Source organism: Streptomyces sp. NBC_01723 (assembly GCF_036246005.1).
Taxonomy (GTDB): domain Bacteria; phylum Actinomycetota; class Actinomycetes; order Streptomycetales; family Streptomycetaceae; genus Streptomyces.
In genome coordinates, this window is sequence record NZ_CP109171.1 from 1,329,354 (window position 1) to 1,353,182 (window position 23,829).

The 23,829-nt window shown below is 73.3% G+C and carries 23 protein-coding genes; 9 read left to right on the forward strand and 14 right to left on the reverse strand.

Annotated elements, in window-relative coordinates; translation table 11 throughout:
• Positions 1-45: 45 nt before the first annotated feature.
• From OIE75_RS06320 to OIE75_RS06340, 5 genes are all read right to left on the reverse strand, one after another.
• Positions 46-900 (reverse strand): SGNH/GDSL hydrolase family protein, encoded by an 855-nt coding sequence (locus tag OIE75_RS06320; protein ID WP_307010411.1) that lies wholly within the window; start codon positions 898-900, stop codon positions 46-48.
• A complete protein-coding gene (locus OIE75_RS06325) occupies positions 897-2,054 on the reverse strand; it encodes a glycosyltransferase (protein WP_329469891.1) in 1,158 nt (385 codons plus the stop codon). Before OIE75_RS06325 ends, OIE75_RS06320 begins: the two co-directional genes overlap by 4 nt.
• Positions 2,051-3,178, reverse strand: a complete 1,128-nt coding sequence (locus OIE75_RS06330; protein WP_329469893.1) for a glycosyltransferase family 4 protein — start codon at positions 3,176-3,178, stop codon at positions 2,051-2,053. Before OIE75_RS06330 ends, OIE75_RS06325 begins: the two co-directional genes overlap by 4 nt.
• Positions 3,179-3,375: 197 nt before the next feature.
• Positions 3,376-4,794, reverse strand: a complete 1,419-nt coding sequence (locus tag OIE75_RS06335; protein WP_329469895.1) for a HEAT repeat domain-containing protein — start codon at positions 4,792-4,794, stop codon at positions 3,376-3,378.
• 332 nt (positions 4,795-5,126) lie between these two features.
• Complete coding sequence (locus OIE75_RS06340) at positions 5,127-5,519, reverse strand: ankyrin repeat domain-containing protein (RefSeq protein WP_329469896.1); 393 nt, start codon at positions 5,517-5,519, stop codon at positions 5,127-5,129.
• 280 nt (positions 5,520-5,799) lie between these two features.
• Between OIE75_RS06340 and OIE75_RS06345 the strand changes: the two genes are divergently transcribed.
• Both OIE75_RS06345 and OIE75_RS06350 read left to right on the forward strand, forming a co-directional pair.
• On the forward strand, positions 5,800-5,994 hold the full coding sequence (locus OIE75_RS06345; RefSeq protein WP_003977410.1) for a hypothetical protein: 195 nt from the start codon (positions 5,800-5,802) through the stop codon (positions 5,992-5,994).
• 51 nt (positions 5,995-6,045) lie between these two features.
• The gene (locus tag OIE75_RS06350) at positions 6,046-7,869 is read left to right on the forward strand and encodes a hypothetical protein (RefSeq protein WP_329469898.1); all 1,824 of its coding nucleotides are present in this window, start codon (positions 6,046-6,048) and stop codon (positions 7,867-7,869) included.
• Between the two features lie 81 nt (positions 7,870-7,950).
• Here OIE75_RS06350 and OIE75_RS06355 read toward each other — a convergent pair whose 3' ends face one another.
• Positions 7,951-9,453: an SCO1417 family MocR-like transcription factor gene (locus OIE75_RS06355; protein WP_122617128.1), complete on the reverse strand. Its 1,503-nt coding sequence runs from the start codon at positions 9,451-9,453 to the stop codon at positions 7,951-7,953.
• Positions 9,454-9,554: 101 nt separating this feature from the next.
• On the opposite strand from OIE75_RS06355, the gene yczE reads away from it, so the two are divergent.
• The 4 genes from yczE to OIE75_RS06375 all read left to right on the forward strand — a co-directional run bounded on the left by yczE (position 9,555) and on the right by OIE75_RS06375 (position 13,039).
• Positions 9,555-10,223 (forward strand): membrane protein YczE, encoded by a 669-nt coding sequence (yczE, locus tag OIE75_RS06360; RefSeq protein WP_329469899.1) that lies wholly within the window; start codon positions 9,555-9,557, stop codon positions 10,221-10,223.
• Positions 10,220-10,987, forward strand: a complete 768-nt coding sequence (locus tag OIE75_RS06365; RefSeq protein WP_307010429.1) for a glycerophosphodiester phosphodiesterase — start codon at positions 10,220-10,222, stop codon at positions 10,985-10,987. Before yczE ends, OIE75_RS06365 begins: the two co-directional genes overlap by 4 nt.
• A 53-nt stretch (positions 10,988-11,040) precedes the next feature.
• Positions 11,041-12,387: an MFS transporter gene (locus tag OIE75_RS06370; protein ID WP_307010431.1), complete on the forward strand. Its 1,347-nt coding sequence runs from the start codon at positions 11,041-11,043 to the stop codon at positions 12,385-12,387.
• Between the two features lie 277 nt (positions 12,388-12,664).
• Positions 12,665-13,039, forward strand: a complete 375-nt coding sequence (locus OIE75_RS06375) for an RNA polymerase-binding protein RbpA (RefSeq protein ID WP_003977404.1) — start codon at positions 12,665-12,667, stop codon at positions 13,037-13,039.
• 116 nt (positions 13,040-13,155) lie between these two features.
• Here the strand turns inward: OIE75_RS06375 and fxsA are convergent, their stop codons facing one another.
• From fxsA to OIE75_RS06395, 4 genes are all read right to left on the reverse strand, one after another.
• A complete protein-coding gene (gene fxsA, locus OIE75_RS06380; protein WP_307010434.1) occupies positions 13,156-13,728 on the reverse strand; it encodes an FxsA family membrane protein in 573 nt (190 codons plus the stop codon).
• Positions 13,729-13,774: 46 nt separating this feature from the next.
• Positions 13,775-14,623 (reverse strand): polyprenol monophosphomannose synthase, encoded by an 849-nt coding sequence (locus OIE75_RS06385; protein ID WP_307010436.1) that lies wholly within the window; start codon positions 14,621-14,623, stop codon positions 13,775-13,777.
• A gap of 526 nt (positions 14,624-15,149) precedes the next feature.
• Positions 15,150-16,754 carry an amidohydrolase gene (locus OIE75_RS06390; RefSeq protein WP_307010439.1) on the reverse strand — a complete coding sequence of 535 codons (1,605 nt, stop codon included), beginning with the start codon at positions 16,752-16,754 and terminating at the stop codon, positions 15,150-15,152.
• 76 nt (positions 16,755-16,830) lie between these two features.
• Positions 16,831-17,271, reverse strand: coding sequence for an Lrp/AsnC family transcriptional regulator (locus OIE75_RS06395; protein WP_122617133.1), 441 nt, complete (start codon positions 17,269-17,271; stop codon positions 16,831-16,833).
• A gap of 267 nt (positions 17,272-17,538) precedes the next feature.
• Between OIE75_RS06395 and OIE75_RS06400 the strand changes: the two genes are divergently transcribed.
• Complete coding sequence (locus tag OIE75_RS06400; protein WP_161331269.1) at positions 17,539-17,976, forward strand: hypothetical protein; 438 nt, start codon at positions 17,539-17,541, stop codon at positions 17,974-17,976.
• Between the two features lie 263 nt (positions 17,977-18,239).
• Entirely contained in the window at positions 18,240-18,554 is a 315-nt protein-coding gene (locus tag OIE75_RS06405) for a hypothetical protein (protein WP_329469904.1), read from the forward strand.
• Here the strand turns inward: OIE75_RS06405 and OIE75_RS06410 are convergent.
• Positions 18,517-19,689, reverse strand: a complete 1,173-nt coding sequence (locus OIE75_RS06410) for an acyl-CoA dehydrogenase (protein ID WP_329469906.1) — start codon at positions 19,687-19,689, stop codon at positions 18,517-18,519. The two genes, OIE75_RS06405 and OIE75_RS06410, sit on opposite strands and share 38 nt — an antisense overlap.
• Before the next feature lie 358 nt (positions 19,690-20,047).
• On the opposite strand from OIE75_RS06410, the gene OIE75_RS06415 reads away from it, so the two are divergent.
• On the forward strand, positions 20,048-21,298 hold the full coding sequence (locus OIE75_RS06415) for a glycoside hydrolase family 18 protein (RefSeq protein ID WP_329469908.1): 1,251 nt from the start codon (positions 20,048-20,050) through the stop codon (positions 21,296-21,298).
• 55 nt (positions 21,299-21,353) lie between these two features.
• Here OIE75_RS06415 and OIE75_RS06420 read toward each other — a convergent pair whose 3' ends face one another.
• From OIE75_RS06420 to OIE75_RS06430, 3 genes are all read right to left on the reverse strand, one after another.
• Complete coding sequence (locus tag OIE75_RS06420; RefSeq protein WP_307010448.1) at positions 21,354-22,013, reverse strand: TetR/AcrR family transcriptional regulator; 660 nt, start codon at positions 22,011-22,013, stop codon at positions 21,354-21,356.
• 82 nt (positions 22,014-22,095) lie between these two features.
• Complete coding sequence (locus OIE75_RS06425; RefSeq protein WP_307010449.1) at positions 22,096-22,236, reverse strand: SCO1431 family membrane protein; 141 nt, start codon at positions 22,234-22,236, stop codon at positions 22,096-22,098.
• Between the two features lie 140 nt (positions 22,237-22,376).
• Positions 22,377-23,768, reverse strand: coding sequence for a peptidase C39 family protein (locus tag OIE75_RS06430; protein ID WP_329469910.1), 1,392 nt, complete (start codon positions 23,766-23,768; stop codon positions 22,377-22,379).
• Positions 23,769-23,829 lie beyond the last annotated feature (61 nt).

Here is a 23,829-nt window from a genome sequence, read left to right on the forward strand (position 1 = left end):
CGTCCGACACCGGACTCCCTCCCCGTCGCCTTCCGGTGGCGGCTCTCAGGCCGCCTCCGCCTCCCGCCCGCCGTTCGACGCGAGCGCCGCGAGGGCGGCGGTGACGGCCGCGGACGTGCGCAGGTCGAGCCGGGCGCTCGTCCCGCGTGCGTGGTGCCGCAGTTCGCCGGCGGCCAGCGTCAGCAGCTGGGGCAGCAGGTCGGTGCAGCGCCGGGCCACCCAGCCGGTGCCCGCGGTGGCCAGCCACCACAGGCTCGCCGCCCGGGTGGGGGCGGCGAACTCGTTGTCGGGCGAGGGCGCGGGACCGGTGGCGACGCCGCGCTCGGCGAGCAGCGCGTGGAAGCGCAGGGCCAGCTGGCGGTGCCCCCGCTCGCCGGGATGCAGCCGGTCCACGCTCCACATCGAGCGGTCCGTCGTCCAGCCGCCCTCGCACGCGTGCAGGTGCACGGCCCCGTACCGGTCGGACAGGGCGTGCACCACGGCGTTGACCGCCCGTTGCCGCCGGGCCAGTGGACGGGCGAGCGCGTCCGGCAGCCCGAGCACCGCCCCGGGATCCGGCAGACACGCCGTGAGCAGCAGCGCGCCGCGCCCGGTGCAGGCGCCGTACACCGTGTCGAGGCGGGCGGCGACCGCCCCGAGGTCGAAGGTGCGGCGCAGGGTGTCGTTGACGCCGACGACGACGGACACGAGGTCGGGGCGCAGGGCGAGGCCGGCCGGCAGCTGCCGCTCGGCCACGTCGACGGTCTGCGCGCCGCTGCGGGCGAGGTTGGTGAAGAGGACGGGCTGCTCGGCGAGTCCGGTGGCGAGCAGCGCGGCCCAGCCCCGCCACCCGTGCCCCACCGGGTCGCCCACACCCTCGGTCAGCGAGTCGCCGAGGGCCACGAAGCGGAGGCGTCTCATGACACGGTCTCCGGCAGCGCGGGGCGCGTGGGGACGGCCGCGTCGTGCGCGGCGAGGAACGCCTCGACCGCCGTGTCCCAGCCGAAGCACTCGGCACGCGCGCGTGCCGTCTCGCGGCGGTCCGCCTCCCGGTGCCCGAGCAGCGACTCCACGGCGTCCGCGAAGGCCTCCCCGTGGTCGGCGGCGACGGCCCCGGCGGAGCCGATCACCTCGGGGAGCGCCGACGACGCGCTCGCGACCACGGGCGTGCCGCAGGCCATCGCCTCCAGCGCGGCGAGCCCGAAGGTCTCGGCCGGTCCGGGAGCCAGGCACACGTCGGCGGACGCCTGGAGCGCGCCCAGCAGCCCGGGGTCGGCGACGTGACCGAGGAAGGTCACCGGCAGCCCGCGCTCCCGTGCCCGCTGTTCGAGCCGCGCCCGCAGCGGTCCGTCACCGGCCACCACCAGCACCGCCCGGACGCCGCGCCGCCGGAGCGCGTCGAGGGCGTCGAGAGCCGTGCCGGGCCGCTTCTCGACCGACAGCCGGGAGCACGTCGCCAGCAGGACCTCGTCCTCGCGCGCGAAACGGGCCCGCAGACCCGGGTCGCGCAGCGAGGGGTGCCGCCCGGCCAGGTCGACGCCGAGTGGGGCCCGTACGACGTTGCGGGCGCCGACGCGGACGAACTCCCGCTCGGCGAACTCGGTGGTGCACACCACGCGCGCGTAGGTGTGCGCCGTACGGATGTTGAGCGCGTCGGCGGCGCGCCGGGCGGCCGCCTCGGGCAGGCCCCAGGTGCGCAGCACGCCGTCGGTGGTCTCGTGGGAGACCATCACGGCGGGGACCCTGGCGCGCCGGGCCCACCGGCCGGTCCAGCGCAGCGTGGTGCGGTCGGACACCTCCAGGCGGTCGGGTGCCAGGTCCGCCAGGAGCGCGCTCACGCGCCGCCTGTCGGTCAGGACGCGGTAGCCGCCGGTGCCGGGCAGGAGCGGCCCGGGGAGGGTGATCACCCGGCCCTGCTCGGTCTCCCGGTCGTCGGCGTGCTCGCCCGGGACCACGAGGACGGGGTCGTGTCCGGCCGCCCGGTATCCCCGGCCCAGCTCGCACAGCGCGGTGCGCAGGCCGCCCGAGGCGGGTGCGACGAAGTTGGCGAGCCGGACGATCCGCAGCGCGTTCATGCCGCCAGCACCGCCTTCCGCGAGGCCAGCACGTCCCTGTAGTGCCCGATCAGGCGGTCGCCGACGGCCGCCCACGTGCGCCCCTCGACCTTCGCCCGGCCGGCCGCCCCGTACGCGGCCCGCAGTACGGGGTCAGCGGACAGCGACCACACGGCGTCCCGTACGGCGGCGGCGTCGCGCGGTGGCACCAGCAGGCCGGTGCTGCCGTGGGCCACCAGATCGAGCGGGCCGCCGGCCGCCGGGGCGACGACGGGCACGCCGCTGGCCATGGCCTCCTGGACGGTCTGGCAGAACGTCTCGAGGGGGCCGGTGTGCACGAAGACGTCCAGGGAGGCGAAGACCCGGGCCAGCTCTTCGCCGGTGCGGCGGCCGAGGAAGGCGGCGCCGGGCAACGCCTGTTCCAGACCCGGCCGGCTGGGCCCGTCCCCGACGACCACCACGCGCACGCCCTCCAGGGCGCAGACGCCGGACAGCAGCTCCACCTGCTTCTCGGGGGCGAGGCGGCCCACGTAGCCGACGATCAGCTCGCCGTTCGGGGCGAACCCGCGGCGCAGCTCCTCGTCGCGCCGGTCGGGCCGGAAGCGGACGGTGTCCACACCGCGCGGCCACAGGCCGACCCGGGGCACGCCGTGCGCCCTCAGGTCGCGCAGGGCCGCGCCGGAGGGGGCGAGGGTGAGGTCGGCGGCGGCGTGCACGGAGCGGATGCGGCGCCAGGCGGCCGCCTCGCCCGCCCCCATGTAGGTGCGGGCGTAGCCGGCGAGGTCGGTCTGGTAGACGGCCACGGCGGGCACGCCGAGGCGGGCGGCGGCGGCCATGCCCCGGACGCCGAGGACGAAGGGGCTGGCCAGGTGGACGACGTCCGCGCGGTGTTCGGCGATGGCGGCGGCCACGCGCCGGCTGGGCAGGGCGACGCGGACCTGGGGGTAGCCGGGGAGCGGGAGGGAGGGGACGCGGACGAGCGGGCACGGAGCGGCGGCGTCCGCCGCGTGGCCGGCGGCGGTGGCCGGTGCGACGACGACGCATTCGTGACCGCGGTCGACGAGGTGCCGGGCGGTCTGCAGCGCGCAGTGGGCGACGCCGTTCACATCGGGGGGAAAGGATTCGGTCACGATGACGACACGCATACCGGTGTTGTCGCCGGACTGGACGTGCTCGCGTCAACGTCGATCTTTCCGGCCGGGAAACGTCCCATGAGCGTTGCCCGTGCGCCGGGCGGGTCGGCCGACGGCCATGTCCGGCGGGCCCGCGCGCCATCCGCCATTCACCCGGGGACGGTGGCGCCGGGCCGGGCACGGTCCGGCGCCACCGTCCCCGGGTCGTCTCACACGGCGGGCGCGTCCGGTCCGAAGCGGCTGCGCACGGCCGTCTGGACCTCGTCCTCCTCGGCCGGATCGGCGGCCAGCCTGCGCAGCCGTTCGACGACCCGGTTGTCGCCGGTCTCGGCGTGCCGGGCGGCGACCTCGCGGGTGGTCTCCTCGCAGTCCCACAGGCATTCGATGGCGAAGCCCGCGGCGAACGACGGGTCGGTGGCGGCCAGCGCACGGGCGGCCCGGCCACGCAGGTGGGAGGAGGCGGTCTCGCGGTAGATGTGGCGCAGCACGGGGGCGGCACAGGCGATGCCGAGGCGCCCGGTGCCGTCGACGAGGGTCCACAGGGTCGGCGCGTCGGGGCCTTCGCCCCGTACGGCCTCGCGCAGGGCGGCGAGGACGAGGTCGCGGTCCTGCGCCGCGCCCCGGCAGGCGAGCACCCGTCCGGCGGCGGCGCCGAGGGCGTCGGGGCGGTGCACCCAGCCGCGGGCCCGGTCGACGGCGGCGAGGCTGCGCATGCGCTCGTAGGCGGCGACGGCGGCCTCCACGACCGGGGTCGGGCCGGTGGTCGCGGCGCCCTCGATCAGGTCGAGCACGTCGGGATCATTGGCGTCGGCGAGGTAGTGCAGGGCGGTGCTGCGGGCGGCCTCGGTGCCGGACCGGGCGGCCTCGACGATCTCGGGCCGGTCCTCGGGTCCCGCGACGGCGGTGAGGCAGCGGGCGGCCGGCACGTGGAGCACGGCGCCGCGCTCGATGCCCTGCTCCGCCCACTCGAACACGGCACGCACGCTCCAGCCCGGACGCGGGCCGGTGGGATTCATCTGCCGCTGCCAGCGGTCGAAGCTGCCCGCCTCGTGGGCGGCACGCACACGCGTGGCGATCGATTCGCGGGTGTCGTCGGCCCACAGCCGCCAGGGCCGCGGTTCGAAGGCGTCCCGCACGGCGACGGCCAGCTCGGCGTCGCCCTCGGGATCGCGCGGGAAACGCGCCAGCACGGGCGCGGCGAGGGCGCGCAGCCCCGCGTCGTCGTCGCGCAGCGCCAGCTCGTCCAGGGCCCACGCCCAGTTGACGCCGTGGGCGGCGTACCGGCGCAGCAGTTCGAGCGCGTCCAGCCTGCCGTAGGACGCGAGGTGCCCGAGGACCGCGAGGGCCAGCCCCGTGCGCGACTCGTCGGCGTCCAGGACGTCCTCGGGGTCGAAGAGGTGGGCCTCGATCGCGTCCAGCTCGCCATTGAGGTCGAGGTAGAGGCGGGCGTAGTAGAGGGAGCGGTTCTCGACCTGCCAGTCGTGGCGGGGGTCGTGGAGAACGCAGTGGTTCAGAGCCGCCAGCGCTTCGGGGCGCGGGGCGGTGAGCGCGTGCAGCGTGCCGTCGCCGCGACCCCGCTGAAGCAGGCCGAGCAGCGTACCGCTGGGCGCTATGACCGGATCGAACATGGGAAACAGCCTCACATCAAGCGTCGACGCAACCGGGGAACACGCGTTACCTGGCCGTGCGCCAACACGTCGGAGCGCCCGCCGTCTCTTGCTTGCTGAAGACCATGTTCCTGCCTCTCGTCGGTGGCCCTTGCGAGCCGTGTCACGGCCCGCGCGGTGCGGCAACACCTGCCCAGCCATCACGTCCGTGAACCACGTCGTCATGATGGCCCGGCGGTCACATCTGCCGCGACCGAAATTTCGGCGGCCTTGTACCGCCTCCCCCGTTTTCAGTGTTTTACCTGGTCAGAATGTGCGGATCGGATCCTCGGAGGATCCGCACCGACGTCCGGTCACTGCACGCCGAACAGCTCCAGCAGGTCCGTCCGGGCGAACATCCGCGCCGTGTCCACGGCCGACGGGGTGCCCGCGGCCGGGTCCGCGCCGGCCTCGAGAAGCGCCTTCGTCACTTCCGTCTCACCCTTGAAGGCGGCTCCGGCGAGCGGGGTCTGACCCCGGTCGTTGACGCGGTCGGCGTCGGCGCCGCGGCCCAGCAGCGCGCGTACCGCGTAGGCGTGGCCGTGATAGGCGGCGAGCATGACGAGGGAGTCGCCGCGGTCGTTGGTGAGATCGGCCGGAACGCCGGCGTCCACATACGCCACCAGCTCTTCGGCCCGCCCCTGCCGGGCCAGATCGAAGATCTTGGTCGCCAGCTCCACGACCTCGGGGTCGGGGGCTTCACTCATCGGCCGGACCGCCTCTCACTGCGAACGTTTGGGGACTGCGGGACTGCGCACACTGCCGGGGTACTCCCCGGGTACTGCCACGCACGGCGGCGAGCGGTGCTGCCGTACGAGTGAATCGCCAGGGTACTGGCTCGCGAAGCACTCGTCCGGCCCAACAAACACGCCGCCAATCAGGGTATTTCCGACGAATTTCCCCCATTTGCACCTTTTATCGTATGGATACATGCTGTGAGCCTGGAAGTACTCATGGTGACTGTCCCCGTGAACCAGGAGAACTCACATGATCCTCTCGATCTCAGGCGTGGTCCTGCTCGGCATCGTCGTCTTCATCTTCTTCCGCAAGGACGGCCTCAAGGCCTCGCACGCGCTGGTCGCGGTCCTGTTCGGGTTCTATCTCGCGAGTACGGCCATCGCGCCGAGCATCAAGGCGGGCGGCGAGAGCCTGGCGGGCCTCCTAGGCGGAATCAAGTTCTGACGCCCCTCACCCCCCACCCGACACCCCCCACGTACGCACCAGGAGGCATCAGTGGCCCGGCGGCCCCTCCCCCGCATTCTGAGCAACGGCGGCGCACAGCTCGCCCGGAGCCGGGTGCTGGCCCGGACGGCGGCCGACAGCGCCACCGACGTCCTCCAGCCGCTGATCACGATCGGCCGCGGCCTGCGCAGGCTGGCCGCCGCCGGGCGGAGCAGATGGACCGAGACCCCCAAGGACCGGCGCGGTGCGCTGCTGTTCCTGGTGGCCTCGGTGGTCCTGGTCGTGGCACTCGTGCCGTACGGCCCGCTGCTCGCCGTCATCGCCCTGATGGCGGCGGCAGCCTGGCAGGGCAGGGACCGCACCCCGGCGACGCCGGAAGGCCCCGACGACTCCCAGACCCAGCGCCTCCAGTCCCTCTACGAGGCCCTGGTCCCGTATTTCTCGCTCGCCGAGGACCCCGACCCCCTGTACGCCCACGGCGGCTCCTGGGAGAAGGCGTTCCCGGCCTACGAGTTCGACGACGGCGGCCGCTTCACCCACCTGGTGATCCGCTACCCCGCCTACTTCACCGACGGGGAGGCCGGCTCCCGGACCCGCATCGAGCACCTGCTCACCGCGAAGTCCGGCCGGGGCCGGGAGTACCACTTCACGTGGGACGAGGAGTCCAACCACCTCACCGTCGACGTGCTCGCGGCGCTCCCCACCGACATCGCCGCCCAGCGTTTCGTCACCGCACCCGGCGAGACCGTCCTCGGCTTCACCGACCCGACCCGGGTCCAGCGCACCCTCCCGCTCACCCACGGCGAGGAGCGGCGCGACGTCCCGCCGGTCGTCTGGCGCACCGGCATCCGCTCGACCGAACCCCACCTGCTGGTCCTGGGCCGGCCCGGCACCGGCACCTCCACCCTGCTGCGCTCGGTCGCCCTCCAGGCGCTGCACCAAGGAGACATCCTGATCGTCGACGGCGGCGGCACCGGTGAGTACGCCTGTCTGGTCGGCCGGGACGGCGTCCTGGCCGTCGAGTCCGGCCTCACCGGGGCGCTGACCAGCCTGGAGTGGGCCGCCGCCGAGACCGAGCGCCGGCTGATCTCCGTCAACCGGGCCCGTCAGGAAGGGCAGCCCGCACCGGACGACACCCGGCGGCCCCTGTGGGTCTTCCTGGACCGTCCGAGCGCCTTCACGCACCTCGCCACGGCCGAGGGCCGCAGAGACCCGCAGTCCCTGCTCCAGGTGCCCCTGCGGCACGGCCGCGCCGCGCACGTGACGGTGGTCGTCGCCGACCAGCTGGACGCCCTGGAGAGCCTCAGTGACGCCGTACGGCAGCACACACGCGCGCGCGTGGTGCTCGGCCCGGCCACGGCGGACGAACTGACCGCCGCGCTGGGCGCTCCCCCGCACACCACGCCCGTCGACCAGGTTCCCCCCGGTCGCGGATACGCCCGCCTCGGCACGGGTGCGGTCCACCGCCTCCAGGTCCCGGCCACCCCCGACCCCTACGACGACGCCACGAGCGACGCCCACCGGCAGGCGGTGCTCGACCTGCTCCCCCCGCGCACGACCCCGGCGGACGGGGAGCGGGCGCCGGTCCCCGCGGAGGCGGAGGCGGCGGAGGCGACGGCCGAGGCCAAGGCGGTGTCGATGGAGAAGAAGGCCCCGCCGGCATCCAACCGGACCGAGCCTGAGGAAGCCCCCACCGAGCCCGAACCCACGCCGGTGGCGACGGAGACAACGACGGAGGTGCGTGAGGCACCGGGCGGGCCGGAGGCGACCGCCGAGCCCGCGACGTCGGAGCCGGTTCCCGCGGAGCCGGTCCCCGTTACGGCCGCCGCGGCGGAGCCGGTCCCCGCCAAGGCCGTCGCGGCGGAGACCTCCTGAGAAGGTGACCGCGGCCGGGGCGGAGCGACCCACCGCTCCGCCCCGGCCGCGTTTCCACCGACCGCCACCGTCGAAGCTGGGCTACGCCACGAACGTCCGCGGTGCCTCGCCGCCGCTCCCGGCGCCGCCGCTCTCCACCAGGCGGGCCGCAGCGGCCAGCCGGGACGCCGCCTCCTCCGCCACCGCGCCACCCACGGTGAAGGGCAGCCGGACGTACCCCTCGAAGGCGCCGTCGACCCCGAAGCGCGGACCGGACGGGACCCGTACGCCCACCCGCTCCCCCGCCTCCGCGAGCCGGGAGCCGGAGAGGCCGCCCGTCCGCACCCACAGGGTGAGCCCGCCCCTGGGCACCTCGAACTCCCAGTCGGGCAGCTCCCGCCGTACCGCCGCCACCAGCTCGTCCCGGTTCTGCCCGGCCTGCTCGCGGCGGACCGCCACGGCCTGCTCCCAGCCGCCGGTGCTGAACAGCCAGTTCACGGCAAGTTGCTCCAGTACGGGCGTGCCCAGGTCGGCGTACGCCCGCGCGGCGACCAGGCTGCGGATGACGTCCGGCGCGGCGCGGACCCAGCCGATGCGCATCCCGGCCCAGAAGGCCTTGCTCGCGGAACCGACGGTGACGACCGTGGACCCGGCCGGGTCGAAGGCGCACACGGGCCGCGGCATCTCGACGTCGTCGTCCAGCCACAGCTCGCTCATCGTCTCGTCGGCCACGAGCACCGTGCCCGCCGACCGGGCCGCGTCAACGAGGCGGCGTCGCTGGTCCTCCTCGGCGAGCGCGCCGGTGGGGTTGTGGAAGTCGGCGACGACATAGGCGACGCGCGGCGCGGCCTCGCGCAGCACCTGGCGCCAGCGGTCGACGTCCCAGCCGGTCAGTCCCTCGGCCATCGCGACGGGGACGAGCCGGGCGCCGGCCTCCCGCATCAGCTGGAGGATGTTCGCATAGGAGGGCGATTCCACGGCGATCCGCTCTCCGCGCCCCCCGAAGAGGTGGCAGATGGCGTCGATCGCGCCCATCGCGCCCGTGGTCACCATGATCTGCTCGGGCATGGTCGGGATCCCGCGCGCCGTGTACCTCTCGGCGATCATCGCGCGCAGCGTCGGCAGTCCCGCCGGATAGTCGCCGTGGGTGTGCGCGTACGGCGGCAGCTCCTCCAGGGCGCCCTGCACGGCCCGGGTGAGCCAGGGCTCGGGCGCGGGGAGCGCCGCGCAGCCCAGGTCGATCATCGAACCGAGCGCTTCGGGCGGCAGCGGTTCGAGACCGCGCGCCGGCAGCGGGTTCCCGGCCGGTACGGCCGTCCAGCTGCCCGCGCCGCGCCGGGACTCCAGGAAGCCCTCCGCGCGCAGCGCCTCGTAGGCGGCGGCGACGGTGGTACGGCTGACGGTCAGGGCGAGGGCCAGTTCGCGTTCGGCGGGCAGCCGGGCGGCGACCGGGACGCGGCCTTCGAGGACCAGAAGCCGAATGCCGTCGGCGAGCGCGCGGTAGGCGGGCGGGCGGCGGGTGCCGGGCCCGGCGGGGCGGTCCTGCTGGGAGCCGAGCAGCCGGGCGAGCTGACCGGCCCCCACGGCCGAGGTCCACTGCGCCATGGAAATCAGTCCACCTTCCCCGAATTGGCCATGGTTGCTTCTCCTTCTCAAGCCACAGGGTGTCATGCAGCAGGCCACTACGACCACACAGGGGGCAGATCTTGTCCAGGCAGGCCGAGGTCCGGCACAGGCACCTCACACGGCGGCTGACCCAGCTATACGGCGGACTCGCGCTGTACGGCGCGAGTTCGGCGCTGCTGGTCCGGTCGGGACTCGGTCTGGAGCCGTGGAACGTGCTGCACCAGGGACTGGCGGAACGCACCGGCCTGTCCATGGGCGTGGTGCTGACCGTCCTGGGCGCCGCCGTGCTGCTCCTGTGGATCCCGTTGCGCCAGCGGCCGGGCCTCGGCACGGTCTCCAACGTGCTGGTGATCGGCGCGGCGATGGACGCGACCCTGTCCGTCCTGCCGGACGCCCAGGGGCTGCCGCTGCGGATCGCCGCCATGGTCACGGGGATCGTCCTGAACGGGGCGGCGACCGGGCTGTACATCGCCGCGCGGTTCGGCCCCGGCCCGCGCGACGGCCTGATGACCGGCCTGAACCGGCGCACGGGCCTCTCGGTACGCCTGGTGCGCACGGCCGTCGAGATCACCGTCGTGGTCACGGGCTTCGCCCTCGGCGGCACGGTCGGTATCGGCACCCTCCTGTACGCGGTGTCGATCGGCCCGCTCGCCCAGGTGTTCCTGCGCGTCTTCGCCGTACTCCCGGCACCTTCCGGCAGCACGGTGGTTGCCGCCGGTGAACCCCGGCGCGCGATACTGCGTCGGTGACCAGCCCGATACGCCACCCCTACCTCGACCACCCCGGCCCGATCGCCTTCGCCCACCGGGGCGGTTCGGCGGACGGTCTGGAGAACACGCTGCGGCAGTTCCGGCGGGCGGTCGAGGCGGGCTACCGGTACATCGAGACCGACGTCCACGCCACGCGCGACGGGAGGCTCGTCGCCTTCCACGACGCGACCCTGGACCGGGTGACCGAGGGGGCCGGGCGGATCGCCGACCTTCCGTGGGAGCGGGTGCGTCACGCGCGCGTGGCGGGCGAGGAGCCGGTGCCGCTCTTCGAGGAACTCCTCGAAGCCTTCCCCGAGGTGCGCTGGAACATCGACGTGAAGGCGGAGCCCGCGCTGGTGCCCCTCCTGGAGCTGATCGGGCGGACGAACGCCTGGGACCGGGTCTGTGTCGGCTCGTTCTCGGAGGCACGCGTGGCGCGCGCCCAGCGCCTGGCGGGCCCGCGCCTGGCCACCTCGTACGGCATCCGCGGCGTCCTGGGCCTCCGGCTGCGCTCGTGGGGTGTTCCGGTCGCCCCACGCCCTGCACCGGTGGCCGCGCAGGTTCCCGAGGTCCAGTCGGGCATCCGGGTCGTGGACCGCCGCTTCCTGCGCGCCGCCCACGCGCGCGGGCTCCAGGTGCACGTCTGGACGGTGAACGATCCGGACCGCATGCACCGGCTCCTGGACCTGGGAGTGGATGGCATCATGACCGATCACATCGACACACTGCGCAAGGTCATGGAGGACCGCGGCGTCTGGGCCTGAGTCCCGGCCGGCCGCCCGGGGCGGTGCGCGCGCACGGGGAAGCGAGGGCACGGGTGGGCACCGACACCCTGCGGACGGACGCGGCCGACGGGGCCGCCGACCGGCGGCGCGAACAACGCGGCTGGTACTTCTACGACTGGGCGTGCTCCGTCTACTCGACGAGCGTGCTCACCGTGTTCCTGGGGCCCTATCTGACGTCGGTCGCCGAGTCGGCCGCGGACGGGGACGGGTACGTCCACCCGCTGGGGATACCGGTGCGCGCCGGGTCCTTCTTCGCCTACTCGGTGTCCCTCTCGGTGATCGTGGCGGTCCTGGTGATGCCCCTGGTGGGCGCCGCGGCCGACCGGTCGGGCCGCAAGAAGCCGCTGCTGGCCGCGGCCGCGTACACCGGCGCCGCGGCCACGGCGGGGATGTTCTTCCTGGACGGCGACCGCTATCTGCTGGGCGGCGTGCTCCTGGTCGTCGCCAACGCCGCGCAGTCGGTGGCGATGATGCTCTACAACTCGTACCTTCCGCAGATCGCACCGCCCGAGGAACGCGACGCCGTCTCCTCGCGCGGGTGGGCCTTCGGATACGCGGCCGGGGCCCTGGTCCTGATCGCGAACCTGATCCTTTACACCGCCCACGACTCCTTCGGACTGAGCGAGAGCGCCGCGGTCCGCATCTGCCTGGCGTCCGCCGGACTGTGGTGGGGCGCCTTCGCGCTCATCCCGCTACGCCGGCTGCGCGACCGCCGCACCCCCGCGCGGGAGCCCGCGGGGACCGGCTGGAAGCAGCTCGCGGCGACGATCCGCGACATGCGCCGCCACCCGCTGACACTGGCCTTCCTGCTGGCGTACCTCGTCTACAACGACGGCATCCAGACGGTGATCACCCAGGCGTCGGTCTACGGCTCCGAAGAGCTGGGCCTCGGGCAGTCCACCCTCATCGTGGCGGTCCTGCTGGTCCAGGTGCTCGCCGTGGTGGGCGCGCTGGCCCTGGGGCGGCTGGCCAGGACGTACGGGGCCAAGCGGACCATCCTCGGGTCGCTGGTGGCCTGGACGGCGACCCTCGCCGCCGGGTACTTCCTGCCGGCCGGGGCTCCCGTGTGGTTCTTCGTGCTGGCCGCCGGGATCGGGCTGGTCCTGGGCGGCAGCCAGGCACTCTCCCGCTCCCTCTTCTCCCAGTTGGTACCGCCCGGCAAGGAGGCCGAGTACTTCTCGGCGTACGAGCTGAGCGACCGCGGGATGAGCTGGCTCGGGCCGCTGCTCTTCGGGCTCACCTACCAGCTGACCGGGAGTTACCGGGACGCCATCATCTCGCTGGTGGCGTTCTTCGTGCTCGGTTTCGTGCTGCTCGCGCGGGTACCGGTGCGGCGTGCGATCGGCGACGCGGGCAACCCGGTACCCGAAAGGATTTAGTACTCGACGCGAAAGGGCTGTAGTGTACGCGTTTGGCCTGCCAGGCGGACCGTTACTGCGCGTCAAAGGTGCCGAAACGCAATGTCACATCTGTTAGCAGAGGTGACAAACCGGACGTTGGCGGGTACTGCACTGGTTGCAAGGCTGCGGCTGCGACGGCGACGCAGGACCCGGATCGGGAGTCGGGACGGGAATCTTTACCGCCGCCCGGACGTTGACCGGATGACGACGACAGCGACACCTGTCCTGTGGGCGACAAGCCCGGGAGGCACGATTCATGAGTGAGCGAGCTCTTCGCGGCACGCGCCTCGTGGTGACCAGCTACGAGACGGACCGCGGCATCGACCTGGCCCCGCGCCAGGCCGTGGAGTACGCATGCGAGAAGGGGCACCGCTTCGAGATGCCCTTCTCGGTCGAGGCGGAGATCCCGCCGGAGTGGGAGTGCAAGGTCTGCGGGGCCCAGGCACTCCTGGTGGACGGCGACGGCCCTGAGGAGAAGAAGGCCAAGCCCGCGCGTACGCACTGGGACATGCTGATGGAGCGGCGCACCCGCGAGGAGCTCGAAGAGGTCCTCGAGGAGCGGCTGGCCGTGCTGCGCTCCGGCGCTATGAACATCGCGGTCCATCCGCGAGACAGCCGCAAGAGTGCGTAACGGGAAACCGTAGGCGACACAACCGAACACCGCGGGTGCCGTACGTGAGCTTCACGTGCGGCACCCGCGGTTTTGGTGTGTCCGGGGGGCCGGCGATCCGGCGACCCCCGGAGGGCTCAGTGGGTCAGCGGCGGACGGGGGCCCTGCGGGGCGTCGTCCGGGTCGTCCCGGACGACCTCGCCCTGGACCACCTTGCCGTCCGGGCGGTGCATCCGGGCCTGACGGAAGGCGTCGCCCAGGGTGCCCGGGCCGGCCTCGCGGATCCTGCGCTCCACCGTGCGCTGCGCGGAGCGGCTGACGGCCTTCTGCACCGGCGGCAGCAGCATGAGCAGGCCGAGCGCGTCCGAGATGAGGCCGGGCAGGATCAGGAGCAGCCCGCCCAGCATCATCAGGCCGTTGCCCTCGCTGTTGGGACGGGCCTCGGGCGGAACGCCGGACTGCTGCTGCTGTAGCGTCTCGGTGAGGTTCCTGAAGGCCCGGCGGCCTGCCGCCTTGATGACCACGGAGCCGAGGACGATGCCCGCGACCAGCAGCAGGAAGACCACGAGGCCGCTGGACGCCCCGGCCACCACGGTCAGCAGCCAGATCTCCAGGACGAGCCAGGCGGCGATGCCCAGCGGCAGGAAGGTGCGCAGCCGGGAGCGCGGAGGCCGGCCGGGGGACCTGGGGGTCTGAGCGCCAGTCGTCATACTCCCAGTGTGCCTGGCCCCGGCTCAGCGCGGCGTAAGGGGACGATCAGGCGTTCCTGTCGGACGCCTGTGTCGACTTGTCGCCCGGCACGGCGGGCCCGTCGGGGTGCTTGTCGCGTCCCAGGACCTTGCCGACCCTCTCCCCCACGCCCCACGTGGTGACCCGCCAGAGCGCCTCCACGAGGATGTCCCGGCTCATCTTGGAGTCGCCGAGCTCCCGCTCGACGAACGTGATCGGCACCTCGACGACGTGGTACCCCGCCTTGATCGCCCGGCGGGCCAGGTCGACCTGGAAGCAGTAGCCCTGGGAAGCGACCTCCTCCAGCCCGAGCCCCTCCAGGGTCTCGGAGCGGAAGGCGCGGTATCCGCCGGTGATGTCGCGCAGCGGCAGGTCCAGCGCGATCCTCGAGTACATGCTGCCGCCGCGGGAGATGATCTCGCGCGACCTGGGCCAGTTCACCACCCGGCCACCGGGCACCCAGCGGGAGCCGAGCACCAGGTCGGCGCCCTTGAGGGCGGTCAGCAGCCGGGGCAGTTCCTCGGGCTGGTGGGAGCCGTCGGCGTCCATCTCGACCAGCACGCCGTAGCCGTGCTCCAGTCCCCAGCGGAAGCCCGCGAGGTAGGCGGCGCCCAGGCCCTCCTTGCCCTTGCGGTGCAGGACCTGGACGTGATCGTCCTCCGCCGCCAGCTCGTCGGCGAGCTTGCCGGTGCCGTCGGGGCTGTTGTCGTCGGCCACGAGCACGTGGGCCTCGGGGACCGCCTCGCGCACGCGCGCGACGATCGCCTTGATGTTCTCCGCCTCGTTGTAGGTCGGGATGATCACCAGGACCGTGCCCAGGGGACCGAACCGCCTCCCCTGCCCCGCCGCCGCGGGCGTCCCGTCGCCGTCGTTCACCACTGCCCCTTCGTGTCCGTACGCAGAGCACCACCTTAATCGCCGCCGCCTGCGGTGACGTGACAGGACGTGCGTACGGTGGTGTCGCTTTCCCAAGACCGGGGTAGGGATGGCCGTTTCGGACCGTTTGCGCGGCGGATGGGGGCCCGGCGCCCTTCGGGCCGACCTGGGGCCCGCTGGCTGCGGGTCGACCTAAAGCCGTTGTCTACTGAGCGCCCGGGCCCCACCCGGGGTCACACCTCCCGACCGGCCGGAACGATCCCTCGTCATGGCGCGAGCGCTGAGCCTGGCTGCCAGTGGCGGTGCACCGGTTCGGCACACCGTCCCTGACTCAGCGGCGCCGCGACGGTGCGCGGAAGATTCCCCGGTCGGGCGTCCGGTGGTGGACCCGGCCGAACCTACCGGCCCCCCGCCGTCGCCTGTCAACAGTCGTTCCACCTGCGCCTTTTGCGTCAAAGCCCAGGTCAGCGCGGAGGACACGCACGTCGGACGCGCCCGAAGATCATCGCCCTGTCGGCCGTCGCAATCACTCGCCCGGCCGCACGAACACGGTCCGGCCGCCCACGACGGTGCGCAGGCAGACCGGCAGGTCCCGGCCCGGGGTCAGATCCGGCAGGCCCGGAGTGCCGGAGCGCGGGTCGGTGGACCAGCGGGCCACCCGGTCGTCCGGGGCCTGGACCACGAGTTCGCCGGTGCGCCACACGGCGTAGTCGGCGGGCACGCCCGGCACCAGCACTCCCGCGTCGTCGCGCCCGACCGCCCGCCAGCCGCCGCGCGTGTGCGCCGTGAACGCCGCGCGCACGGAGATCCGGTGTTCCGGCGTGTGGTGGAAGGCGGCGGCCCGGACCGTGCCCCACGGGTCGAGGGGGGTGACCGGGCTGTCGGAGCCGAAGGCGAGCGGGACCCCGGCGCGCAGCAGGGCCGCGAAGGGGTTGAGCGTACGGGCCCGCTCCGCTCCGAGCCGCCGGGCGTACATGCCGTCCTCGCCGCCCCAGAGGGCGTCGAAGGCGGGCTGGACGGAGGCGGTGAGGCCCAGTTCGGCGAAGGCGGCGACGGTCTCGGGGGTGAGCATCTCGGCGTGCTCGACGCGGTGGCGGGCGGCGCGCAGGCGGGCGAGGCCGACCTTGTCGGCGGCGGCGCGGACCCCTTCCACCACGGTGGCCACGGCGGCGTCGCCGATGGCGTGGAAGCCGGCCTGGAGGCCGGCCTCGGTGCAGGCGACGACGTGCGCGGCGACCGCGACGGCGTCCAGGTGGGCGGTGCCGGTGTGCGCGGCGTCGGCGTACGGCTGGTGCAGGCACGCGGTGTGCGAGCCGAGGGAGCCGTCGACGAAGAGGTCACCGGCCGCCCCGACCGCGCCCAGCTCGCGCGCCCTGTCGACGTCCTGTTCGGCCCAGTAGCCGATGACCCGCGGGCCCGCCTCCTCGGCCGTCAGGCGCAGCAGACCGGTGAAGTCGTCCTCGGAGGAGATCTCCGGGCCTGCGCATTCGTGAACGGTTCCGATGCCGAGGGAGGCGGCGTGCGCGAGGGCGGCGCGCTGGGCCGCGGCGCGCTGGGCCGGGGTGACGGCGCCGAGCGCGGCGGCGCGTACGGCGTGGTGGTCGTCGCCGGTGAGCGGTCCGTCCGCACGGGCGACCCGGCCGGGGGTCAGATCGAGCAGGGCGGTGGTGACCACGGCCGAGTGGACGTCGATACGGCTGAGATAGAGGGGCCGGCCGCCGGTGGCCCGGTCCAGTTCGGCGCGGGTCGGCGGTACGCCGTCGGGCCAGCGGGCGGCGTCCCAGCCGTGTCCGAGGAGCACGCGGTCGTCCGGGCGGGCGGCGGCGAATTCGCGTACGAGGGTGAGGGCGGCCTCCCGGGTGGGGGCACCGGAGAGGTCGAGACCGGTGAGGGCGAGACCCGTCGCGGTGGTGTGCACATGTGCGTCGGTGAACGCCGGGGTGACGAGCGCGCCGTCCAGGTCGACCACCTCGTCCACGCCGTCCGCGAAGGCGTCCGCGGCGCCCTCGGAGCCGACCCAGGCGACCTGGCCGCGCTCGACGACCATGGCCGTGGCGAAGGGGTCGGCGGGACTGTGGACCTCGCCGCGGCGCAGCAGGACGGTCGAGGACGGGGTGGTGGTCTCACTCATGGACACCAGTCTCGCCCCTCACGGGGGCCGCCCGGCAGCCGGGGCGGCCACGCGGGCGAGCCGGGGCGGCCCGGAGTCAGACGCGTGGCGGGCGTGCCTCGTACGGCGTGGAGAGCACCACGGTGGTCCGGGTCGAGACGCCGGCCAGGGAGCGTACCCGGGCGAGCAGTTCCTCCAGTTGGTGCGGCGTGGAGACGCGGACCTTGAGGATGTAGTTCTCGTCGCCCGCCACGCTGTGGCAGGCCTCGATCTCGGGGACGCCGGCCAGGCGGTCCGCGATGTCGTCGGGGGCGCTGGGGTCGAAGGGTTTCACCGAGATGAAGGCGGTCATCGGCAGCCCGACGGCCTCGGGGTCGACGACCGCGGCGTACCCGCGGATGACGCCGCGCTGTTCCAGCCGCCGCACCCGCTGGTGCACGGCCGACGTGGACAGGCCCGTGGCCTTGCCCAGGTCGGTGTAGCTCATCCGCCCGTCCTTGACGAGCAGCTGCACGATCTGTCGGTCCAGCTCCTCCATGGCGCAAGAACCTACAGTGCGGTTGATCTCCTCGGATACCTGAGCGGTCCGGGGCATGTCCGGTTCGTGATGTGACGGGGCGTCGGCCGCGTTCGGGGCGGGGACAAATCCACCGGACGGGGCACCCGCGCCGGGCATGTGACGAAGACCACACCGCTCGAACGGTCTCCGTGATGTTCGCGTGATTACCCCGCGAAGGGGGCGGGAAGTGCTTGCTGTGGTCGAGGCCGCAGTGCCGTCACGGCCCAGCCCGAGGGGGAGAATCCCATGCAGAGTCTTAAGCGCCCCGGTCGTACCGCGCCCAAGCGGCAGCAGCCGGTCGTCGAGCCCGTATCGGAGGGCGTCGAACCCGACGCCTTCGACGACGAGGACCTCGACGCCTACGACACCTTCGAGATGTACCGGGTGATCTGCCCGGACTGCGCGCAGCCCATCGCGCTGCTGGCGGACGAGCGGGAGCTGCCGGAGCACGCGCTCTGCGCCTCTCCGTGGAATCCGTTCGGGCTCACGGTCTGCGCCGGCACCGGCCGCAGGGCCACCGAGGCCCGCCCCGCGGACGAGTCCTTCCAGCCCCACGAGCAGGACACCGCCCTGCTGTTGACGCTCCCCCGGGGCCTCGACTGGCGGACCCAGCCCTTCTCCCACGTCGGCGGCCCGGGCTCGCGCCCGATGCGGGTGCCGACGATGCGGAGCGAAGCGGCCTGAGCCACCCGGGCGCCCCCGTTCCGGGGACGCCGCCCATATACGCCGCCCGATTCGATCACCCACCCGCGCCACGGCTCACAGGACGCCGTGGCGCGGGTCGGCGTCGACGAGCCGACGACACGTCAGGACGCCCCGGCAACCGCGCGACGGCGGCGGACACCCGCGAACTCACGCTCGATTGCGTCCGCCGGTGACCTGTCCCCACTTCGCCGCGTTGCCCGGGTATGACCCACACGTACTCGGCGACCGGGAGTCGGCGCCGCGTGTTCGTCCCGGTGCCCGCCGGACCGGTTCCGCCGGCCCCGCAGATCCCGGACCCACCCATCTACCGCGAGCTGATGCGGACCTGGGCCGACGGCGGCCGCACCCTGCCCGGGCGCCACGACCCGGAGTGGATCAGGCTCGCGGAACCCCCGCGCGGACTGGGCGACTTCTTCACCGGCGCCGACGCCCTGACCGCCGCCGACGCCCTCGCCAACGGCGACTCCCGCGTCGCCGGTGGCTTCACCGTCGCCGGCGGCTTCACCGTCACCGGCGACTTCAGCGTCCCTCGGGACCCGCGAGGTGACGCGCGATGACCATGCGCTGGATCTGATTGGTGCCCTCGACGATCTGGAGCACCTTCGCCTCGCGCATGTACCGCTCGGCCGGGAAGTCCGCGGTGTAGCCGTACCCGCCGAGGACCTGCACGGCGTCGGTGGTCACCTGCATCGCCGCGTCGGTGCAGTACAGCTTGGCCATGGCCGCCTGCTTGGCGAACGGGCGTCCGGCGTCGCGCAGCCGCGCCGCCGTCAGGTACAGCGCACGCCCGGCCTCGATCCGGGTCGCCATGTCGGCCAGCATGAAGCGCAGCCCCTGGAAGTCGGAGATCGGCTTGCCGAACTGGCGCCGCTCGACCGCGTAGGACACCGCCTCGTCCAGCGCCGCCTGGGCCACGCCGACCGCGCAGGCGGCGATGCCGAGCCGCCCCGAGTCGAGCGCCGACAGCGCGATGGCGAAGCCCTGCCCCTCATCGCCGAGCCGGCGGTCGTCCGGGACCCGCACGCCGTCGAGGTGGATCTGCGCGGTGGGTGAGCCCTTGAGCCCCATCTTCTTCTCCGGCACCGCCGCGCTCAGCCCCTCGGCGTCGCCGGGCACCAGGAAGGCCGTGATGCCGCGCGGCCCGTCCTCGCCGGTGCGCGCCATGACGGTGTAGAAGTCCGCGATGCCGCCGTGGGTGATCCAGGCCTTGGTGCCGTCGATCACCCAGTCGTCGCCCTCGCGCACGGCCTTGGTGCGCAGCGAGGCGGCGTCGGATCCGGAGGCGGGCTCGGAGAGGCAGTAGGCGCCCACCAGACCGCCGCCGAGCATCGCGGGCAGATGGTCGGCCTGCTGCTCCTTGGTGCCGTAGGCGGCCAGCGCGTAGCAGGCGAGGGTGTGCACGCTGACGCCGAGGCCCACGGTGAGGCGGGCGGCGGCGAACTCCTCCAGGACCTGCAGGTACACCTCGTAGGGCTGCTCGCCGCCGCCGAACTGGGCGTCGTAGGGCAGGCCGAGCAGACCGGAGTCGGAGAGCAGGGCGAAGACCTCGCGCGGGAAGCGTCCGGCGTCCTCCTCCTCGGCCGCGCTCGGGGCGATCTCACGCTGCGCGATGTCGCGGACGAGTGAGATCAGATCCCGTGCCTCGTCCGTGGGCAGTTGCCGGTCCACCGGCTGCGGGGCGCGGTCGGGCATGGCGACGCTCTCCTCCCTGTCGGGCGCATCGGCGGACGTGCGCCTTGGGTGGAGGCGGTTCCGCCGGGTCGTTCGGGCCTGGCCGATGCTCGCACTCCCGGGTCGCGGAAGCGGCTGACCAGCGGCTGTGCGCTGTGAGTATGCCCGATTGGACGCATGGAGTCACCAGTTAACGACCGCTTACTTCAAGAAAGGGTCCGGCCCGCCGCGAAGGGCCGGAATTCGGCCCTCCAGACGGAAAATGGTCCGCACCATTGACCCCACTGGTCTAGTCCTTCTACGGTGACGGCCCGAACGCGTTACCGCGTTCATGCCAATCGGCGCGCGTTTCCCTCTTCCCCCCACGAGGAGACACCCGATGCACGTCCCGCACCTCCCCAGCGCCCGCTCCCTGCGGACGCTCTTCTCCGCCCTGTGTTCCGTCGCCCTCGGCGCGGGGCTGCTGGCCGGCGCCGGCACGGCCACGGCCACGCCTCCTCCGCAGGCGCCCGCCACGCAGGCCGCGGCCGGTTCCAAGGTCGTCGGCTACTTCACCGAATGGGGCACCTACGACCGGAAGTACTACGTCAAGAACGTCGAGACCTCCGGTTCCGCCGCCGAACTGACCCACATCAACTACGCCTTCGGCAACGTCACCGGCGGCAAGTGCGCGATGGGCGACGCCTACGCGGCGACCGACCGGGCGTACACCGCGGCCGAGTCCGTCGACGGGACCGCCGACACCTGGGACCAGCCGCTGCGGGGCAACTTCAACCAGCTGCTCAAGCTGAAGGAGAAGCACCCCGACCTCAAGATCCTGTGGTCCTTCGGCGGCTGGACCTGGTCCGGCGGGTTCACGGAGGCCGCCAAGGACCCGGCCGCCTTCGCCCAGTCCTGCTACGACCTGGTCGAGAACTCCAAGTGGGCCGATGTCTTCGACGGCATCGACATCGACTGGGAGTACCCCAACGCCTGCGGCCTGAGCTGCGACGAGAGCGGCCGGGACGCGTTCCCGAAGCTGATGAGCGCGCTGCGTGCCAAGTTCGGCCAGGACTACCTGGTGACCGCGGCGATCACGGCCGACGCGACGGCCGGCGGCAAGATCGACGCGGCCGACTACGCGGGCGCCGCCCAGTACGTCGACTGGTACAACCCGATGACGTACGACTTCTTCGGCGCCTGGGACGCCACCGGACCGACCGCGCCGCACTCGCCGCTCACCTCGTACTCCGGCATTCCCAAGGCGGACTACCACTCCTCGGCGACCATCGCGAAGCTCAAGGGCCTCGGCGTTCCGGCCTCGAAGCTGCTGCTCGGCATCGGCTTCTACGGCCGCGGCTGGACCGGCGTCACCCAGTCGGAGCCCGGCTCCACCGCGACCGGCCCGGCGAAGGGCACGTACGAGAACGGCATCGAGGACTACAAGGTGCTGAAGACCAGTTGCCCGGCGACCGGCACGGTGGCGGGCACCGCATACGCCAAGTGCGGCAGCGACTGGTGGAGTTACGACACCCCGCAGACCATCGCGACCAAGATGTCGTACAAGAACGAGCAGGGTCTGGGCGGGACGTTCTTCTGGGAGCTGAGCGGTGACACCGCGAACGGTGAGCTGATCAAGGCGATCGACTGAACCACCCGGCGCACGGGGGCGGGGGCGGAGGCCGGCTCGGGCCTCCGCCCCTTCGTCAGCTGTCGCGGCGGGCGGGCTCCGGGGCCGGGTAGGCGGGGTCCAGCTCCTCGATGGCGCGCAGGGTGCCGCCGAGCGACTTGACCAGGAGTTCGCGCATGGTCTCGCGGAGCAGTTCGGGCCGGCCGATCCAGTCGAGGGTGGCGCCCTCGACGCTGCACACCCAGGCGAGCAGGCCCATGCGGGCCAGCGGCCCGATGTCGGAGCGGCCGTAGGCCCCCTCCGCGATGGTGGCGACGATGGCCTCGCGCACCCCGTCCCGGATGGCGTGCACCTCGGCGTCGAAGCCGACCCCGCCGCTGACGATGGTCCGGTAGGCGGCCTGGTTGTGCTCGGCGTAGCGCAGGTAGCCGTCGATGGTGCGCTGCACGCGGTCCACCTGGGGCAGTTCGGTGCCCCGGGCGGCGGTGGTGACCAGGTCGGCGACGGAGTCCTGGATGATCGCCAGGTAGTAGCCCCGCTTGGACTGGAAGTAGTAGTAGATCAGCCCTTTGGCGACATGCGCCTGGCGGGCGATGTCGTCCATCGAGAGCGCGTCGTAGGACGTGTCCGCGAACAACCTCCGCCCGATGGCGATGAGTTCGGCGCGACGTGCCAGCGACCGCTCGGTGCCGCGCGCCCGGGGACGGGCGTCGGCACGTTGTTGACTGATATTCAATTTCGACCCTGGTCTCCTACGGGCAGCGGGACATCCGCAGTATGGCAGGTCGGGTCGTGGGGCAGGTCACACGCCGGTCACGTCACAGCAGCCCCAGCTGAACCACGAGCATCGCGACCACCACGACGAGGGTCCATCCCATGACGTGCTCGACGATCTTCGGACCGTCGTCCTTGGGGCCGCCGGTACGGACACGGGCGGCGGTGGCGGTGTGTGCGGTCATGGCTTCTCACTGATCTCGGGCGTTCGGCGGACTCCCCCCGCGGTCCTGTCCACCTTGCCACCGACAGCGGCTTTTGCGCCGGAGACCTTGGTCACAGCGAGGGCCCCCGGCGGCGGTCCGCCGGGGGCCCTCGAGCTGCGTCAGCGCACGCCCACCGCCGCGAGCGCCCTGCGCTGGCGCGCGCTCGGGTGGGCCGGGAAGTACAGGTAGCAGACGCCGCCGGTGCCGGAGACGACCTTGCCGTCGGCGTTGTACCGCTTGGTCCGCAGCCAGATGTTCTCCCACTCGCGCCGCTTGTAGACGCGCCGCACCGCCTCGTTGTCGTCGGAGGCGGGGTCGTTGGCGATCACGTCCCCGTCGGCGGTGAAGCCGATCACGGTCATCAGGTGGCCCGAGGTGCCGTACCCCGCCCCGGTCAGCTCCTTCTCCAGGAACGACTGGGACGTTATGGCCGGGATGCCGGCCGCGATCAGCGTCTCCAGGTCGGTGAGGGAGCCGAGGCGGGTCACCACGCCCTGGAGGCCCTTGAAGGTGGCCGCGTAGGCGGCGTTGAACGGCCAGTTGCCGCAGCCGGAGTACTGGTTGTCGTACGTGCACCGGGCCGCGTGGCAGACCTGCGGGTCGGCGTAGGAGGGGTCGACCCAGGAGAGCTGGTCCTCGGTGAGCCTGCCACCCCAGTACTCGATGATCATCTGCGAGGAGGTGGGGCTGCACCAGGCCTCGCCGCCGTTGTCGTACTCGGGGTACTGGCCCTTGTGGATCTCCTGCGAGTAGCGCGGGACGCGCAGTTCCCGGGCGAGGCCGGGCGCGGAGGCCGGGACGGTGAAGCGGTCGGGGACGTCGGACCCCATCGCGCCGAGCCGCCAGACGGTGGGCGCGCTCCGCGTGCCGGGGCGCCGGTACAGGGTGAGCCGGAGCCGGTAGGAGGCCAGGCGGAGGCCCGAGGCCGCGTCGTCGACCGCGAAGGTGTCCGTCCAGACGCTGCTCCTGCCGTCGCCCTGGTCGTCGACCGAGGTGCGGCGGATGTCCTGGTCACCGTCGCCCGCCGTCCAGCGGCCCATCACGTACCAGGGCGTGTCCGTGCCGTCGGAGTAGGTGCCGCGCAGCTCGACCTGGATCCAGGTGCCGCTCGGGGTGTGCGCGTTCCAGGAGGCGATGGCCTCCGTCGAGGGCACGGTGAGCCGGTGGACGGGCGAGGTCCAGGTGGCGTACTCCCAGGCGGCGGTGGTGCCGGTGTGCGGGTCGGTGTAGTCGGTGGTGCCGGCCGGGGTGCCGATCGTCACGCCGGGCCGGGAGCCCGCCGCGACCCGGGCCCCCCGGGTGGTACCGCGCCGCCAGTCGCTGTAGGTCGTCCAGGCGCGGTAGTCGACCCGGCGGGCGGGGGCGCGGCCGGTGTCCCCGTCGCCACCGCCGGTGCCCGCGCCGGACGCGGCGGCCTCGGCGGTGGCCGGGACCGCGCCACCGGCGACGGCGGCCGCGGCGACTGCCGCGGCCAGGACGGCTCTGCGGGACGGCTGTTCGGCTCTGCTCATGGGCGGGAGACCCCCAGGTGTCCGAGTCGGGCGGGTCCGTTGCACGGTCGTGCGCCCACTA

Bases quoted from the DNA above. Each gene is read 5' to 3' on its own strand.
- OIE75_RS06320 (WP_307010411.1), bottom strand. From the start codon at position 900: ATGAGACGCCTCCGCTTCGTGGCCCTCGGCGACTCGCTGACCGAGGGT.
- OIE75_RS06325 (WP_329469891.1), bottom strand. From the start codon at position 2,054: ATGAACGCGCTGCGGATCGTCCGGCTCGCCAACTTCGTCGCACCCGCC.
- OIE75_RS06330 (WP_329469893.1), bottom strand. From the start codon at position 3,178: ATGCGTGTCGTCATCGTGACCGAATCCTTTCCCCCCGATGTGAACGGC.
- OIE75_RS06335 (WP_329469895.1), bottom strand. From the start codon at position 4,794: ATGTTCGATCCGGTCATAGCGCCCAGCGGTACGCTGCTCGGCCTGCTT.
- OIE75_RS06340 (WP_329469896.1), bottom strand. From the start codon at position 5,519: ATGAGTGAAGCCCCCGACCCCGAGGTCGTGGAGCTGGCGACCAAGATC.
- OIE75_RS06345 (WP_003977410.1), top strand. From the start codon at position 5,800: ATGATCCTCTCGATCTCAGGCGTGGTCCTGCTCGGCATCGTCGTCTTC.
- OIE75_RS06355 (WP_122617128.1), bottom strand. From the start codon at position 9,453: ATGGCGCAGTGGACCTCGGCCGTGGGGGCCGGTCAGCTCGCCCGGCTG.
- OIE75_RS06375 (WP_003977404.1), top strand. From the start codon at position 12,665: ATGAGTGAGCGAGCTCTTCGCGGCACGCGCCTCGTGGTGACCAGCTAC.
- fxsA (WP_307010434.1), bottom strand. From the start codon at position 13,728: ATGACGACTGGCGCTCAGACCCCCAGGTCCCCCGGCCGGCCTCCGCGC.
- OIE75_RS06390 (WP_307010439.1), bottom strand. From the start codon at position 16,754: ATGAGTGAGACCACCACCCCGTCCTCGACCGTCCTGCTGCGCCGCGGC.
- OIE75_RS06395 (WP_122617133.1), bottom strand. From the start codon at position 17,271: ATGGAGGAGCTGGACCGACAGATCGTGCAGCTGCTCGTCAAGGACGGG.
- OIE75_RS06400 (WP_161331269.1), top strand. From the start codon at position 17,539: ATGCAGAGTCTTAAGCGCCCCGGTCGTACCGCGCCCAAGCGGCAGCAG.
- OIE75_RS06410 (WP_329469906.1), bottom strand. From the start codon at position 19,689: ATGCCCGACCGCGCCCCGCAGCCGGTGGACCGGCAACTGCCCACGGAC.
- OIE75_RS06415 (WP_329469908.1), top strand. From the start codon at position 20,048: ATGCACGTCCCGCACCTCCCCAGCGCCCGCTCCCTGCGGACGCTCTTC.
- OIE75_RS06425 (WP_307010449.1), bottom strand. From the start codon at position 22,236: ATGACCGCACACACCGCCACCGCCGCCCGTGTCCGTACCGGCGGCCCC.
- OIE75_RS06430 (WP_329469910.1), bottom strand. From the start codon at position 23,768: ATGAGCAGAGCCGAACAGCCGTCCCGCAGAGCCGTCCTGGCCGCGGCA.